13 protein-coding genes are annotated in these 16,553 nt (G+C 55.4%); 9 read left to right on the top strand and 4 right to left on the bottom strand.

Annotated features, from left to right (window positions below; translation table 11 throughout):
- The first annotated feature begins 112 nt into the window (after nt 1–112).
- Genes ssuE through ssuB form a run of 5 tightly spaced genes read left to right on the top strand, consistent with a single transcriptional unit; the run spans nt 113 to nt 4,353 of the window.
- Nucleotides 113–688, top strand: coding sequence for an NADPH-dependent FMN reductase (ssuE, locus tag BFG58_RS06815; protein WP_008499940.1), 576 nt, complete (start codon nt 113–115; stop codon nt 686–688).
- Nucleotides 681–1,643: a sulfonate ABC transporter substrate-binding protein gene (locus BFG58_RS06820; RefSeq protein ID WP_048027225.1), complete on the top strand. Its 963-nt coding sequence runs from the start codon at nt 681–683 to the stop codon at nt 1,641–1,643. The genes ssuE and BFG58_RS06820 overlap by 8 nt, the downstream gene beginning before the upstream one ends.
- Nucleotides 1,640–2,785: an FMNH2-dependent alkanesulfonate monooxygenase gene (gene ssuD / locus BFG58_RS06825; protein ID WP_069719500.1), complete on the top strand. Its 1,146-nt coding sequence runs from the start codon at nt 1,640–1,642 to the stop codon at nt 2,783–2,785. Before BFG58_RS06820 ends, ssuD begins: the two co-directional genes overlap by 4 nt.
- Nucleotides 2,786–2,794: 9 nt before the next feature.
- Nucleotides 2,795–3,586: an aliphatic sulfonate ABC transporter permease SsuC gene (ssuC, locus tag BFG58_RS06830; RefSeq protein WP_023311016.1), complete on the top strand. Its 792-nt coding sequence runs from the start codon at nt 2,795–2,797 to the stop codon at nt 3,584–3,586.
- The gene (gene ssuB, locus BFG58_RS06835) at nt 3,583–4,353 is read left to right on the top strand and encodes an aliphatic sulfonates ABC transporter ATP-binding protein (protein WP_045908373.1); all 771 of its coding nucleotides are present in this window, start codon (nt 3,583–3,585) and stop codon (nt 4,351–4,353) included. Before ssuC ends, ssuB begins: the two co-directional genes overlap by 4 nt.
- Nucleotides 4,354–4,459: 106 nt before the next feature.
- On the opposite strand, the gene pepN is transcribed toward ssuB, so the two are convergent.
- On the bottom strand, nt 4,460–7,072 hold the full coding sequence (gene pepN, locus BFG58_RS06840; RefSeq protein ID WP_069719501.1) for an aminopeptidase N: 2,613 nt from the start codon (nt 7,070–7,072) through the stop codon (nt 4,460–4,462).
- Nucleotides 7,073–7,326: 254 nt separating this feature from the next.
- Between pepN and pncB the strand changes: the two genes are divergently transcribed.
- The 4 genes from pncB (at nt 7,327) to aspC (ending at nt 13,135) form a co-directional block, all read left to right on the top strand.
- On the top strand, nt 7,327–8,529 hold the full coding sequence (pncB, locus tag BFG58_RS06845; RefSeq protein WP_048027215.1) for a nicotinate phosphoribosyltransferase: 1,203 nt from the start codon (nt 7,327–7,329) through the stop codon (nt 8,527–8,529).
- 166 nt (nt 8,530–8,695) lie between these two features.
- Nucleotides 8,696–10,096 (top strand): asparagine--tRNA ligase, encoded by a 1,401-nt coding sequence (gene asnS, locus BFG58_RS06850; RefSeq protein ID WP_023615887.1) that lies wholly within the window; start codon nt 8,696–8,698, stop codon nt 10,094–10,096.
- Between the two features lie 605 nt (nt 10,097–10,701).
- Nucleotides 10,702–11,760, top strand: coding sequence for a porin OmpF (gene ompF / locus BFG58_RS06855; RefSeq protein WP_045908376.1), 1,059 nt, complete (start codon nt 10,702–10,704; stop codon nt 11,758–11,760).
- 184 nt (nt 11,761–11,944) lie between these two features.
- A complete protein-coding gene (gene aspC / locus BFG58_RS06860) occupies nt 11,945–13,135 on the top strand; it encodes an aspartate transaminase (RefSeq protein ID WP_008499949.1) in 1,191 nt (396 codons plus the stop codon).
- Between the two features lie 48 nt (nt 13,136–13,183).
- Here the strand turns inward: aspC and BFG58_RS06865 are convergent, their stop codons facing one another.
- The 3 genes from BFG58_RS06865 to ldtD all read right to left on the bottom strand — a co-directional run bounded on the left by BFG58_RS06865 (nt 13,184) and on the right by ldtD (nt 16,401).
- The gene (locus BFG58_RS06865; protein ID WP_063621313.1) at nt 13,184–13,831 is read right to left on the bottom strand and encodes an MBL fold metallo-hydrolase; all 648 of its coding nucleotides are present in this window, start codon (nt 13,829–13,831) and stop codon (nt 13,184–13,186) included.
- A 20-nt stretch (nt 13,832–13,851) separates the two neighbouring features.
- Nucleotides 13,852–14,403: a YcbK family protein gene (locus BFG58_RS06870; protein ID WP_014169403.1), complete on the bottom strand. Its 552-nt coding sequence runs from the start codon at nt 14,401–14,403 to the stop codon at nt 13,852–13,854.
- A gap of 174 nt (nt 14,404–14,577) precedes the next feature.
- On the bottom strand, nt 14,578–16,401 hold the full coding sequence (gene ldtD / locus BFG58_RS06875; protein ID WP_045908379.1) for a L,D-transpeptidase: 1,824 nt from the start codon (nt 16,399–16,401) through the stop codon (nt 14,578–14,580).
- Between the last annotated feature and the right edge of the window lie 152 nt (nt 16,402–16,553).

A 16,553-nucleotide genomic window follows, 5' to 3' on the forward strand; every position in this document is an offset into this window, starting at 1 on the left:
TCGCATTTTAATTGCAGATAAATCATTTAGTGGAATAAACGCGCGGTGTCACACTCCTTAAAATTGTTATGAATGTTAGATAAAAGCAAACAATTAGTTATAAGGAGGAAGTATGCGCGTCATTACCCTGGCCGGAAGTCCACGATTCCCGTCGCGCTCCAGCGCCCTGCTGGAATATGCCCGTGAAAAACTGAATGCTCTGGATGTGGAAGTGTGCCACTGGAACCTGCATAACTTCGAACCTGAAGATTTGCTCTACGCCCGTTTCGACAGCCCCGCCCTGAAAACCCTTATTGAGCAACTTAACGGCGCGGACGGCCTGATCGTGGCAACGCCGATTTATAAAGCCTCTTTTTCCGGGGCGCTCAAAACCCTGCTCGATCTGCTTCCGGAACGCGCGCTGGACGGAAAGGTGGTGCTGCCGCTGGCAACGGGCGGTACGGTTGCCCATTTACTGGCCGTGGATTATGCCCTGAAGCCGGTGCTGAACGCGCTGAAAGCGCAGGAGATCCTCCACGGCGTTTTCGCCGATGACTCACAGGTTATCGACTATCAGCACAAACCCCACTTTACGCCCAACCTGCAAACCCGCCTCGATAACGCTCTGGAAACCTTCTGGCATGCCCTGCATCGCCGGGATATCCAGGCCCCGGCGTTTGGTCAGCCTCAAGGAGTCGCCCATGTTTAAAATCTTAACCCGCATCGGACTGGCCGGTTTGATGGCATTTACCTCGCTGGCCCATGCCGCAGAAACGGCTCCGGAAAGCTTACGTATAGGCTATCAGAAAGGCAGCGTCAGCATGGTGCTGGCAAAAAGCCACCAGCTTCTGGAAAAACGCTTCCCGGACACCAAATTCTCCTGGGTGGAGTTCCCTGCCGGCCCGCAGATGCTGGAGGCCCTTAACGTGGGGAGTATCGATCTCGGCAGCACGGGCGATATTCCGCCGATATTTGCCCAGGCGGCGGGAGCGGACCTCGTCTATGTAGGCGTTGAGCCGCCCAAGCCGAAGGCCGAGGTGATCCTGGTGCCTGAAAACAGCGATATCAAAAGCGTCGCCGATCTCAAAGGCCATAAGGTCGCATTCCAGAAAGGTTCCAGCTCACACAACCTGTTGCTGCGTGCCCTGCAAGAGGCCGGGCTCAAGTTCACTGACATTCAGCCTGTTTACCTGACGCCTGCCGACGCGCGCGCCGCGTTCCAGCAGAAGAACGTTGATGCCTGGGCCATCTGGGATCCGTACTACTCCGCCGCATTACTGCAGGGCGGCGTTCGCGTGCTGAAAGACGGTACCACGCTGAAGCAAACCGGCTCGTTCTATCTGGCCGCGCGCCCTTATGCGGAAAAGAACGGCGCATTTATTCAGGGCGTGCTGGATACCTTTACCCAGGCCGATGCCCTGACTCAGAGCCAGCGTCAGGAGAGCATTGCCCTGCTGGCGAAAACCATGGGCTTACCTGAGCCGGTGATCGCGAGCTATCTCAACCACCGTCCGCCGACCACCATTACGCCCGTTGACGCGCACGTCGCCGCGCTTCAGCAGCAAACGGCCGACCTCTTCTATCAAAACCACCTGGTTCCAAAACAGGTCACTATTCGCGAACGCATCTGGCAACCCGCAGGCAAAGAAGGAGCTAAATCATGAGTCTGAATCTTTTCTGGTTTTTACCCACCCACGGTGATGGACACTATCTTGGCACAGAAGAGGGTTCACGCCCGGTTGACCATGGCTACCTGCAGCAGATTGCACAGGCGGCGGACCGAATCGGCTTCACCGGGGTGCTGATCCCGACCGGACGGTCATGTGAAGATGCGTGGCTGGTCGCCGCATCGATGATCCCGGTCACCCAGCGTCTGAAGTTCCTGGTGGCGTTACGCCCGAGCGTCGTCTCTCCTACCGTGGCGGCACGTCAGGCGGCAACGCTGGACCGACTGTCCAACGGCCGCGCCCTGTTTAACCTGGTGACGGGCAGCGATCCGCAGGAGCTGGCGGGCGACGGTGTGTTCCTCGACCATACCGAACGCTACGAAGCCTCCGCCGAGTTCACCCGCGTCTGGCGACGTCTGCTGGAAGGGGAAACCGTCACCTTTGAAGGCAAGCATATTCACGTTCGCGACGCGAAGCTCTACTTTCCGCCGGTGCAGCAGCCGCGCCCGCCGCTCTATTTTGGCGGGTCGTCGGATGTGGCGCAGGATCTGGCCGCAGAGCAGGTCGATCTCTATCTGACCTGGGGCGAACCGCCTGAACTGGTAAAAGAAAAAATTGCCCAGGTTCGCGCAAAGGCGGCCGCCCATGGCCGCAAGGTGCGCTTCGGTATCCGTCTGCATGTGATTGTGCGCGAGACCAATGCAGAAGCCTGGCAGGCGGCGGACCGCCTGATCTCCCATCTGGATGATGAAACGATCGCCAGAGCCCAGGCCGCATTTGCCAAAACCGACTCCGTCGGGCAGCACCGGATGGCGTCCCTGCACAATGGCAAGCGCGAGAACCTGGAGATCAGCCCGAACCTGTGGGCGGGCGTCGGTCTGGTGCGCGGCGGTGCAGGCACAGCACTGGTCGGCGACGGCCCGACCGTGGCCGCGCGTATCAATGAATACGCCGAACTGGGCATCGACAGCTTTATTCTCTCCGGTTATCCGCATCTGGAAGAGGCGTACAAGGTGGGCGAACTGCTGTTCCCGCACCTGGATGTCGCCATTCCGGAGGTGCCGCAGCCGCAGCGGCTTCAGCTTCAGGGCGAAGCCGTGGCGAACGAATTCATTCCACGCAAAGCCGCACAGAGCTAAGGAGTGACCATGTCTGCCACCTCACAAAAATGGCTGCTGCGCGCCGCGCCGTGGTTTTTACCCGTCGGCATTGTGGCGCTCTGGCAGCTCGCATCGTCTACCGGCTGGCTGTCGAGCCGCATTCTGCCCTCTCCGGAGGGCGTTGTAGAAGCGTTCTGGTCGCTGAGCGTTAGCGGAGAACTGTGGCAGCACCTGGCGATCAGCTCCTGGCGCGCCGTGATCGGGTTTTCCATCGGCGGCAGCATCGGGCTGGTCCTGGGCCTGATCAGCGGCCTTTCACGCTGGGGTGAACGGCTGCTGGATACCTCCATCCAGATGCTGCGTAATGTGCCGCATCTGGCGCTGATCCCGCTGGTCATTTTGTGGTTTGGAATTGATGAGAGTGCCAAGATCTTCCTTGTGGCGCTGGGCACGCTGTTCCCGATTTACATCAATACCTGGCACGGCATCCGCAATATCGATCGTGGTCTGGTGGAGATGGCGCGCAGCTACGGCTTATCGGGTTTTTCCCTCTTTATTCATGTGATTCTGCCGGGCGCCCTGCCCTCCATTATGGTCGGCGTGCGTTTTGCGCTCGGCCTGATGTGGCTGACGCTGATTGTGGCGGAAACCATCTCAGCTAACTCCGGGATTGGCTACCTGGCGATGAACGCCCGTGAATTCCTGCAAACGGACGTGGTGGTGGTTGCCATTATTCTTTATGCCCTGCTCGGCAAACTCGCTGACGTCAGCGCCCAGTGGCTGGAGCGCAGCTGGCTGCGCTGGAACCCGGCCTATACCCTTCAGGAGGCGAAAGCATGAATACGGCACGACTGAATCAGGGGACCCCGTTACTGCTGAACGGCGTCACCAAACGCTACGGCGAAAACACCATTCTTAACGGGCTGGATCTGCATATTCCCGCCGGACAGTTTGTGGCCGTTGTCGGACGCAGCGGCGGCGGCAAGAGTACGCTGCTACGGCTGCTGGCCGGACTGGAAGCCCCCAACGGCGGCGACATTCTGGCAGGGACAACGCCGCTTGCGAATATTCAGGACGATACCCGCATGATGTTCCAGGACGCGCGGCTGCTGCCGTGGAAAACGGTTATCGATAATGTCGGGCTCGGCCTTAAGGGCAGCTGGCGGGATGAAGCCCGCCAGGCGCTGGCCGCCGTTGGGCTGGAAAATCGCGCCGATGAGTGGCCTGCTGCCCTTTCGGGTGGACAGAAGCAGCGCGTGGCGCTGGCGCGGGCGTTAATTCACCGTCCGGGCCTGCTGTTGCTCGATGAACCGCTGGGCGCGCTCGACGCCCTGACGCGAATCGAAATGCAGGATTTGATTGAATCCCTCTGGCAGGCGCACGGCTTTACGGTACTGCTGGTGACGCATGACGTGAGTGAAGCCGTCGCAATGGCCGACCGGGTGCTGTTAATAGAGGAAGGGAAAATCGGTCTGGATCTGACGGTGGATCTTCCGCGGCCTCGTCGCGTGGGTTCGGCAAGACTGGCGGAGCTGGAGGCTGAGGTATTGGATCGGGTGATGAAGCGAGGGGAAACGGAGTTGCGGCGAGTTAAGGCTAATGTCTGACACCCTCACTCCGGCCCTCTCCCACGGGGAGAGGAAGGAAACACTAAAAACGGCAACCGAGGTTGCCGTTTTGCGTTTACCTGCCCACCGGGCTTTTTTTTCTACATCACGCTAAGGCTTTAGCAATCTTCTCGTACAGATCGCCAGACAGGTTTTCCAGCCCTTTCAGCTGCTCAAGCGCGGCACGCATCTTCGCCTGACGCTTCGCATCGTAGCGTTTCAGACGGATCAGCGGCTCAATCAGACGCGACGCCACCTGCGGGTTACGGCTGTTCAGCTCGGTCAGCATTTCCACCATGAACTGATAACCGCTGCCGTCTTCGGCGTGGAACGCGGCCGGGTTGCTGCTGGCAAACGCGCCAATCAGCGAACGCACGCGGTTTGGGTTGCTCAGGGTAAAGGAGCGATGCTTCAGCAGGCTGCGCACGTTGCTGAGCGCATCGGCCGCCGGGCTGGTCGCCTGCAGGATGAACCACTTGTCCATCACCAGGCCATCCTGATGCCACTTGTCGTCGTACTCCTGCATCAGCGCATCGCGGCATGGCAGTTCGGCGGCAACGCTTGCGCCCAGCGCGGCCAGCGCGTCGGTCATGTTATCCGCTTCGTGATACTGCTTGCTCACCAGGGTGTTCGCCAGCTCGGTTTCACCAAACGCCAGATAGCGCAGGCAGGTGTTGCGCAGAGAACGTTTACCGATGTCCGCGTGCTCAACGCGATAAGCGTCAAGCTTGTTGGCGTTATAAATGGCGAGGAACTCGTCCGCCAGCTCAGCAGCCAGCGTACGGGTCAGCGCTTCACGCACCGCCACGATCGCGATCGGATCGATAATCTCGAACAACTCCGCGATTTCCGTTGCTGACGGCAGGGTCAGAATTTCAGCGGCGAGCGCCGGGTCAATTTTCTCATCCAGCAGGACCGCGCGGAACGCGTCAGCTACGTGAACGGGCAGCGACAGCGGCTGGCCCTGCTGATGACGGTTTACGTTGAGCTTGATGTAGGTCGCCAGCAGGCTTTGTGCGGCATCCCAGCGGGAGAAGTCGTTACGCGCGTGACGCATCAGGAACGTCAGTTGCTGATCGCTCCACTTGTACTCCAGCTTCACCGGCGCGGAAAATTCACACAGCAGCGCAGGCACCGGCTGGAAATAGACGTTATCGAAGATAAAGGTCTGCTCGGCCTGGGTCACGTTCAGCACGTGGTGTACCGGGTGGCCACCCTTCTGCAGTGGAATGACTTTGCCTTCGTTATCGTACAGCTCAATGCTGAACGGAATATGCAGCGGGTATTTCTCTTCCTGCTCTGCCGTCGGCGGCGTGCGCTGGCTGATGGTCAGGGTGTACTGCTCGGTTTCTGGATTGTAATCGTCTTTGACGGTAACAATCGGCGTACCGGCCTGGCTGTACCAGCGGCGGAAGTGGGAAAGATCGACATTAGAGGCATCTTCCATTGCCTGCACAAAATCGTCGCAGGTGGCCGCGCTGCCGTCATGACGCTCGAAGTAGAGCTGCATCCCTTTCTGGAAGTTCTCTTCACCCAGCAGAGTGTGGATCATGCGGATAATTTCAGCGCCTTTCTCATACACCGTCAGGGTGTAGAAGTTGTTCATTTCGATGACTTTATCCGGGCGGATTGGATGCGCCATTGGGCTGGCATCTTCCGCAAACTGCAGGCCGCGCATGGTTCGCACGTTGTTGATGCGGTTCACCGCGCGTGACCCCAGATCGGAGCTGAACTCCTGGTCACGGAAGACGGTCAGGCCCTCTTTCAGGCTCAGCTGGAACCAGTCGCGGCAGGTGACGCGATTACCGGTCCAGTTGTGGAAATATTCGTGGCCGATGACGCGTTCGATATCGAGATAATCTTTATCGGTGGCGGTATCGGTGCGCGCCAGCACGTATTTGGAGTTAAAGACGTTCAGGCCTTTGTTTTCCATTGCGCCCATGTTGAAGAAATCAACGGCGACGATCATATAGATGTCGAGGTCATATTCGAGGCCGAAGCGCTCTTCGTCCCACTTCATGGAGTTGATGAGCGAGGTCATCGCCCACGGCGCGCGGTCCAGGTTACCACGGTCAACAAACAGCTCCAGCGCCACCTCGCGGCCTGAGCGCGTTTTGAAGGTGTCGCGCAGCACGTCGAAATCGCCCGCCACCAGCGCAAACAGGTAGCACGGTTTTGGGAACGGATCCTGCCACTGAACCCAGTGACGGCCATTCTCCAGTTCGCCTTCACCTACGCGGTTGCCGTTGGAGAGCAGGAAGGGATACAGGGTTTTATCGGCGATGATTTTAGTGGTGAAGCGCGCCAGGACATCCGGGCGGTCGAGATACCAGGTAATGTGGCGGAACCCTTCCGCTTCACACTGGGTACACAGCGCCACGCCAGACTGGTACAGCCCTTCCAGCGCGGTATTGGCGGCCGGGCTGATTTCATTCACGATGCGCAGCGTAAACTGATCCGGCAGGTTGTCGATGACCAGCTGGTTGTTTTCTTCTTTATAGTCCGGCCAGGCTTCATCATTAATATGCAGGGAGACCAGCGTCAGGTCTTCGCCATCCAGACGCAGCGGCACGGCAGTTGCGCTGTGGCGCGTCACCTGACTCACCGCCGTGACAACGGTTTTAGTGGCATCCAGGTCAAAAGTCAGATCGATTTCGCTAATCAGATAATCCGGCGCACGGTAGTCGTGGCGGTATTTGGCTTGTGGCTGTTGTGTCATAGAAAACCTTATGCATCGTTTGTCGAGTAACGTTTCAATATATTCCTGTTGCGCAAAACGCGCTATGCAGAATGTTCATCTTTTCAGGGTCAACACCTTTTTTTGCTACATTTGTATAACACGGGGCACAAAATGCCCTCGACCATAAAACGCGCTTATGTTGTGATCGGGGTTCAATAAATCACTAAACAAGGTATACTCCGGAGTTGTTTATTGTACTAAACGCTCCTGTGAGAGGATGCTACTGCGCACCTATGACTCAATTCGCTTCTCCAGTTCTGCATACGTTGCTGGATACCGACGCGTATAAACTGCATATGCAGCAAGCCGTTTTCCACCATTACTATGACGTTCATGTCGCGGCGGAATTCCGCTGCCGTGGCGACGACTTGCTCGGTATCTACGCAGACGCCATTCGTGAACAGGTCAATGCTATGCAGCATCTGACGCTGCAGGACGAGGAATATCAGTGGCTTTCTGGCCTGCCTTTCTTCAAAGCCGACTACCTGAACTGGCTGCGCGATTTCCGCTATAGACCGGAGCAGGTCACCGTGGTTAACGATAACGGCAAGCTGGATATTCGCCTTGAAGGTCCGTGGCGGGAAGTGATCATGTGGGAAGTGCCGCTTCTGGCGGTGATCAGTGAACTGGCTCACCGCTATCGCTCACCGGAAACGGGCGTAGCGCAGGCGGTCGCCTCGCTGGAAAATAAGCTCGCTGACTTCTCCACGCTGACCGCAGGGCTGGACATGTCCCGCTTCCGCCTGATGGACTTTGGCACCCGTCGCCGTTTTTCGCGCGACGTCCAGGAGGCCATCGTTAAACGTCTGCAACAGGAGCCATGGTTCGTGGGCACCAGTAACTACGATCTGGCCCGTCGCCTCAACCTGACGCCAATGGGTACCCAGGCACACGAGTGGTTCCAGGCGCATCAGCAGATCAGTCCTGACCTGGCAAACAGCCAGCGCGCGGCACTGGCTGCATGGCTTGAGGAGTACCCGAATCAACTCGGGATCGCCCTCACCGACTGTATTACGATGGATGCCTTCCTGCGCGACTTTGGACCTGAATTTGCGGAGCGTTATCAGGGACTACGCCACGATTCAGGGGATCCGATTGAGTGGGGCGAGAAGGCCATTGCCCATTACGAGAAACTGGGCATTGACCCGATGAGCAAGGTGCTGGTCTTCTCCGATAACCTCGATCTGGCAAAAGCCGTCGAACTCTATCGCCATTTCAACGCCAGAGTGAACCTGAGCTTCGGGATTGGTACCCGGTTAACCTGCGACATTCCTCAGGTAAAACCTCTGAATATCGTGATAAAGCTGGTGGAATGTAACGGCAAGCCGGTGGCGAAACTCTCCGACAGCCCGGGCAAAACCATCTGCCATGACAAGGCGTTTGTCCGCGCATTGCGCAAAGCCTTCGATCTTCCCCAGATCAAAAAAGCCAGTTAAGCGCTTAAGGGAGCCGTCATGGCTCCCCTCTTCTTATTTATTTCTCAATTCTTCTCTTTTGACTGCGAAATTTACTTGTCTGATAGCGGATGGCAGGTAACATAGATATCCCCCCATAAGGGTGGACAAGTGTTTATTTTTTCCGACTATTAACAGAGAGAATATTATGAGCGTTGTGCCTGTAGCCGACGTACTCCAGGGCCGTGTCGCCGTTGACCAGGAAGTCACCGTGCGCGGATGGGTGCGTACCCGCCGAGATTCTAAAGCTGGCATCTCCTTCCTTGCCGTCTATGACGGTTCCTGCTTTGATCCTGTACAGGCCGTCATTAATAATTCTCTGCCCAATTACAATGATGACGTTCTGCACCTGACGACGGGCTGTTCCGTTATTGTCACCGGCGTGGTCGTGGCATCCCCGGGTCAGGGTCAGAGTTTCGAAATTCAGGCTTCTGCCATTGAAGTCACCGGCTGGGTTGAAGATCCGGATACCTATCCGATGGCGGCTAAACGTCACAGCATTGAGTATCTGCGTGAAGTGGCGCACCTGCGTCCACGTACCAACCTGATTGGTGCGGTTGCTCGCGTACGTCATACGCTGGCGCAGGCGCTGCATCGTTTCTTCGATGAGCAGGGTTATTTCTGGGTGTCTACCCCGCTGATCACCGCGTCCGATACGGAAGGCGCCGGTGAGATGTTCCGCGTCTCAACGCTGGATCTCGAAAACCTGCCGCGCACCCCGGAAGGTAAAGTGGACTATGACAAAGACTTCTTTGGTAAAGAGGCCTTCCTGACCGTATCCGGTCAGCTCAACGGCGAAACGTACGCCTGCGCGCTGTCTAAAATCTACACCTTTGGCCCTACCTTCCGTGCCGAAAACTCCAACACCAGCCGTCACCTGGCGGAATTCTGGATGCTGGAGCCTGAAGTGGCGTTCGCCAACCTGGACGATGTTGCGGGTCTGGCGGAAGCGATGCTGAAGTATGTCTTCAAAGCGGTGCTGGAAGAGCGTCCGGACGACATGAAATTCTTCGCCGAGCGCGTAGACAGCGACGCAGTAGCTCGTCTGGAGCGCTTCGTCTCTGCCGATTTTGCGCAGGTGGACTACACCGATGCGGTGGCGATCCTCGAGAAATGCGGTGAGAAGTTCGAGAACCCGGTTTACTGGGGCGTAGACCTGGCGTCTGAGCACGAGCGCTATCTGGCCGAGAAGCATTTCAAAGCGCCGGTTGTCGTTAAAAACTATCCGAAAGACATTAAGGCCTTCTATATGCGCCTTAACGAAGACGGTAAAACCGTGGCGGCGATGGACGTCCTGGCGCCGGGCATCGGTGAAATCATCGGTGGCTCTCAGCGTGAAGAGCGTCTTGACGTGCTGGACGCGCGTATGGAAGAGATGGGTCTCAACCCTGCGGACTACAGCTGGTACCGCGATCTGCGTCGTTACGGTACCGTACCGCACGCTGGTTTTGGTCTGGGCTTCGAGCGTCTGATCGCCTACGTGACCGGTGTGCAGAACGTTCGTGACGTGATTCCGTTCCCACGTACACCACGTAACGCCAGCTTCTAATCAGTAAAGACTAAAATGGCCAGCTTATGCTGGCCATTATTTTATTCTGCATTGTCAGTTTTCGTCAGCGCAAAGTCAGCTTCTTTAAACCATCACCCCGTCACAATCCCTGGTTGTTACGTTTTATTTCCACGAAATATCCAGCCACAAAAAATAAACCCTATTCTTATTGCGATTATTACATTCTCAAGCGATAGCACAAATTTCAACCAGTTTTACAGCCATCCAGAAGGCTTTTCGGCGCCATAAGAAAAAACGAGTCGTTTAGCGTCTGTTTATATGAAATGCCTTTATCCAAATTAATCATAAGAAATTCATATATATAGGATATGTCCTGTCGCTTAATTCGCCAGGACGCTCTGAAGTTTGAGGTGGTTCACAAAGTTCCCAAAAATACATATTTAGTTACACATATTTTCTTTTGGTTACCCAATCTTGAGAATTGTAGCACTTTCAGGCTAGCGAAACGCTTCGGCGAATGGAAAGATGCCTGTCAGATACATAAAGACACCAAACTCTCATCAATAGTTCCGGAAATATTTATTGACAGAATTTATTGACGGCAGTGGCGAGTGTCATAAAAAAACCAATGAGGGTAATAAATAATGATGAAGCGCAATATTCTGGCAGTGGTAATCCCTGCCCTGCTGGTAGCCGGTGCAGCGAACGCTGCAGAAATTTATAACAAAGACGCTAATAAACTGGATCTTTACGGGAAAGCAGTTGGTCTGCATTACTTCTCTGATGATGACAGCAACGATGGCGACCAGACCTATGCTCGTCTGGGCTTCAAAGGCGAAACAAAAATTAACGACCAGCTGACCGGTTATGGCCAGTGGGAATACAACTTCCAGGGTAACAACTCTGAAGGCGCCGATGCTCAGACCGGTAACAAAACCCGTCTGGCGTTCGCAGGTCTGAAATTCGGTGATGCAGGCTCCTTCGACTACGGTCGTAACTATGGCCTGGTGTATGATGCAATCGGCATCACCGATATGCTGCCAGAGTTCGGTGGCGACACTGGCAAGAGCGATAACTTCTTCTCCAGCCGTAATGGTGGTCTGGCGACTTACCGTAACAGCGGCTTCTTCGGCCTGGTTGACGGTCTGAACTTTGGCGTTCAGTACCTGGGCAAAAATGACCGTGCTGATGCAGTACGTTCTAACGGTGACGGCTGGGCAACTTCAGTCAGCTATGATTTCGAAGGCTTTGGCGTTGTAGGTGCGTACGGCGCAGCTGACCGTACCAACAACCAGCAGACTCTGGCCTGGGGTAAAGGCGATAAAGCTGAGCAGTGGGCAACTGGCCTGAAGTATGACGCAAACAACATTTACCTGGCAGCGCTGTACGGCGAAATGCACAACGCCGCACGTTTGGGCAGCAGCGGTTTCGCTAACAAATCTCAGGACTTCTCTGTTGTCGCTCAGTATCAGTTCGACTTCGGTCTGCGTCCATCCATCGCTTACTACAAATCTAAAGCGAAAGACGTTGAAGGCATTGGTGATGAAGATTTCATCAACTACATCGACATTGGCGCGACTTACTACTTCAACAAAAACATGTCCACCTATGTTGACTACCAGATCAACCAGCTGAAAGATGACAACAAACTGGGTCTCAGCAACGATGACATCGTAGCACTGGGTCTCGTTTACCAGTTCTAATCAGTACACCACTTTGTTATATGCTTAATGAACAGGGCTACGGCCCTGTTTTTTTATGCGTGACAGAAAATAATGGCGACTTTTGAAAAGCCGCACGCTTTTCGTCGCAAACGGTTGGCATTTTGTAAATCTACCGTTAACCTGATAGCGGATTTCACTTCTGTAATCACAATGGAACTTCGTCATGTTTGAGAACATTACCGCCGCTCCTGCCGACCCGATTCTGGGCCTGGCCGATCTGTTTCGTGCCGACGACCGCCCTGGCAAAATCAACCTGGGTATTGGTGTATATAAAGATGAAACCGGCAAAACTCCGGTACTGACCAGCGTTAAGAAAGCTGAGCAGTATCTGCTGGAAAACGAAACCACCAAAAACTACCTCGGTATTGATGGTATCCCTGAATTTGGTCGCTGCACCCAGGAGCTGCTGTTCGGTAAAGGCAGCGCAATTGTGAGTGACAAACGTGCCCGTACAGCTCAGACCCCGGGCGGTACCGGCGCGCTGCGCGTGGCGGCGGATTTCCTTGCGAAAAACACCTCTGTGAAGCGTGTCTGGGTAAGCAATCCAAGCTGGCCGAACCACAAGAGCGTATTTAACTCTGCGGGTCTGGAAGTGCGTGAATACGCCTACTACGACGCAGCAAACCACTCTCTGGACTTTGACGGCCTGCTGGCAAGCCTGAGCGAAGCGCAGGCGGGTGACGTGGTGCTGTTCCACGGCTGCTGCCACAACCCAACCGGTATCGATCCAACGCTTGAGCAGTGGGAACACCTGGCGAAGCTGTCCGTAGAGAAAGGCTGGCTGCCGCTGTTTGACTTTGCCTACCAGGGCTTCGCCCGTGGTCTGGAAGAAGATGCTGAAGGCCTGCGCGCGTTCGCCGCCGTGCATCAGGAGCTGATCGTTGCCAGTTCCTATTCCAAGAACTTTGGTCTGTACAATGAGCGTGTAGGTGCCTGTACGCTGGTTGCGGCTAACGATGAGACCGTCGATCGCGCGTTCAGCCAGATGAAATCCGTTATCCGCGCTAACTACTCTAACCCACCGGCACACGGTGCATCTGTTGTTGCGACTATCCTGAGCAACGATGCGCTGCGCGCTATCTGGGAACAAGAGCTGAACGATATGCGTCAGCGTATTCAGCGCATGCGCCTGCTGTTTGTGAACACCCTGGCGGAGAAAGGCGCGGATCGCGACTTCAGCTTTATCATCAAACAGAACGGCATGTTCTCTTTCAGCGGCCTGACCAAAGAGCAGGTTCTGCGTCTGCGTGAAGAGTTCGGCGTGTACGCCGTGGCGTCTGGCCGCGTGAACGTTGCAGGCATGACGCCTGACAACATGGCGCCGCTGTGCGAAGCGATTGTCGCCGTACTGTAATTTGCGCCTATAAAAAAGCCTGCATTATGCAGGCTTTTTTTATGCGGGTTACCAGACAGGCATTTCATCCTGAAGGAACGGATTATGGAGCCGTTCATAGCCCAGCGTCGACATCGGACCGTGCCCAGGGATAAACGTCACATCATCACCCAGCGGCAATAACTTCTGTTTAATCGACTGAATCAGCTGTCCGTGATCGCCGCGCGGAAAATCGCTGCGTCCTACGCCACCTTTGAAAATCACATCGCCGGAGATCAGCAGACGGGACTGGTCATCAAAGAAGACGATATGGCCTGGCGTATGCCCAGGACAATGCAACACCTGTAAAGTCACATTCCCTATGCTAACGCGCTCTCCTTCATCCAGCCAGCGATCGGGCGTCAGAGGCTGACACTCATCAAGGCCAAACATGCGGCTTTGGGCAGGTAACCCCTGCAGCCAGAACTCATCTTCTTTTTCCGGACCGACAATCGGCACGCCGTAGTGTTCAGCCAGTTCAGCCGCTGCGCCCACATGGTCGAGGTGACCATGCGTCAGTAAAATCTGCATGAGCGTCACGCCGCTGTCGGCGACTTCCTGCTTGATCTTCTCAGCGTCACCGCCGGGATCGACAAGCGCGGCCAGTTTAGTTTGTTCGCACCAGATGAGTGAACAATTCTGGGAGAACGCGGTAACCGGAATAATACGATAGTTCATACTGCTCCTGTGTTTCGTTATTACCAGTGCCGAACCGGACCGGTATCAATATGCACAAAGTTGCTGCTGGGGTAATATCCTACACCACCTGCGCGCATAGATAACGCAGCTTTGCGAATATTGGCTAACGAAACGCCCTCAATATGGAAATCCATTGCCTGGCCCTTCGTGTGATAGCTTTTTTTCGCTACCCCGCGACTGTGGGCGCGCAGTTCATTATTGGTATCAACCGAGCGATAACCAGAAATAAGCTGCACCGGCTTGCTGGTACCCAGCAGGCCCTGAAGGCGGAAAAGCTGATCAAACAGTCCTGGGTCGATGGCTTTAATTTTATTCGCGCGGAAATCACGGAAAAAATGGTTAAGTCTTGCTAATTCATCCTGAATATAGCCTCTGCCATCGAAGAACTCCGCTTTTAACGACTCACCGGTATGAAGATTGTTGAGCGTTAAAACTCGCGGACGAGGTGTCGAGAGGGTGGCAAATGCTGGCGTCGGCAAGATGGCCGCTGCGCCAAGCGCAACACCACCTAACGCCAGCAGTTTGCGGCGATTAGCGTCAAATTTGTCCATGATAATCAGGTCTACAGGTAAAAGAAATCGTAATATGCTTAGCGCACGAAGGGCACCTTAACTGGCAAAACCGGGTACGTCAAGGCGCCCAACCCCAGTGAATACGCGGCTTGCAGCGATATAGCCCCTTATTCACCCTAACTTACGACAATCATTTTTCCCGAACTGCTTCATTTACCTGATTAATTGTTCCGCTTTTGGCAAAATTTGTGCGCCGGATCGCGCGGTGAGATCATAATTGTAAATATCTGTACGGTACTGGGTACGCCCGTCTTCGCCAACAAACGCCGTCAGATAGTAAAGATTGACCGGAATATTGTGTCGAATATTAACGTAACGCGTATCTCCCTGCTTCAGGGCATCCGAAATGCGCGTATCGTTCCAGCCCGCGTCCTGCAGCAGCATATTGGCCAGCTCCGAGGCTTTGTTCACGCGCACGCAGCCAGAACTCAGCGCGCGCGTATCTTTCTGGAAGAGATTGTGGTTCGGCGTATCGTGCAGATAGATAGCGTCAGAACTCGGCATATTGAATTTGTAACGCCCTAAAGAGTTATGCGCCCCCGGTGCCTGCTGGAAACGGAACGGCAGGTTAGAAGCCGTGATTGTCGACCAGTCGACCATATAAGGATCGATGGCCTCTTTACTGTTCCAGCCACGCATCACCGTATAACCATGACGTTCCAGATAACCCGGATCGTTCCAGACCTTCGGCAGAATGTCTTTACGCGCCAGAGTCGGTGGCACGTTCCACGGCGGGTTAACCACCACGTTATTCAGCGCGCTGCTCATCATCGGCGTTTTGCGATCCGGACGCCCGACAATCACGCGTGACGCCAGTTTTTCGCTACCGTCCTGGTAATAGACCAGTGAATACGCAGGAATGTTAACCATAATCCCGGTAGAGAGGGTTCCAGGCAGCAGGCGCAAACGCTGGATATTGAGCGCCAGCACCCCAGCCCGCTGCGCAGGCGATACGTTCAGCCAGTCTCGTGTCGTCTGGCCAATGACGCCATCGGCTCCCAGTCCCTGAGCGGCCTGGAATTGCTTCACTGCCGCAACCAGCTCACGATCGTATGCTGCGGGTTTATTGCTGACGGCAATCGCTTTTTTCTCTTTCACGGGCGCTGACGGGCTGACCGCCGCGTTTTGTGGATCGTCACCAGGCAGAGCGATATGTGGCCCGCCATCAAGAAGACCGGAGCGAGTCAGGATCTCACGCAGAGCAGGCACATCGCTGCTCCACTGCCCCGGACGCAGCGTCGCGGTGCCGCGCATCTGCGGCCATGGACGCGAGTCGCCCACCAGCGCGAGAAGCGACTCGTGCAGAGTGGCATATTGTGGATGCGCCGGTGCAAGGCTGGCAATAAAGCGCGGCAGTTCGCCGTTATCCAGGGCTAACTGCCACTGGTTAATCACCGACAGCGCTGGCGTCGCCAGCTTATACGGCTTGTCGCTGTACAGCCAGCGGTTGCCATTGACAGGAATACCCGCCACAAACTGCAGATAGCCCATCATGGCATCGGAAAGCACGACGTCCCGAGCCTGACCGGACACGGCAGGATCGGTTAACAGCTCAACCCACTTTGTAAACTGTGGCTGAAACCCTGCAATCGCGACCTCCGCCAGCTGCTGCTGGAAGGCGCGCACGGCATCGCGGTTTTCCCACATCGGTTTCATATCGCGGGCAGCATAGAGGAGCGTGAGCTGATTGATATAGACCGGCGTGTAGCCTGACGGCAGCCCTGACTGCAGCTGCTGGCTGAGCGATTCGGCATCGATGCCTTCCGGCAGCGGCTTAATACCGGCCATGATAGCCGTCGCCGGAGACTGTTCCAGCGGCTGGGACAACGACGTAGGCTGCGTGCCTGTCGTTGCCGAGCTGTCAGTCGGCACAATTTCAGGCTCGTCGGCCTGGGCGGTTAACAGTGGAGCAAACATCACTGCCAGGCATAAACTAAGCGCCGACAGCTGACGACCACATTCTTTCTTAAGCAACATCCCTTGCCCCCTGTTTTCACGACATGCCCATCACGTTGGGGCTTTCTTTCATTATAGGTAGACGGCTAAGCTGTTGCCTTACCTTATGTAAAGAAGTTTAAAGATAACGCAGCCCTAAGCACAAGTTAAGTTTAAAAAAAAAGCGGCGCCAG

This window comes from Enterobacter sp. ku-bf2 (assembly GCF_001742765.1).
In the GTDB taxonomy this organism is placed as follows: domain Bacteria; phylum Pseudomonadota; class Gammaproteobacteria; order Enterobacterales; family Enterobacteriaceae; genus Enterobacter; species Enterobacter quasiroggenkampii.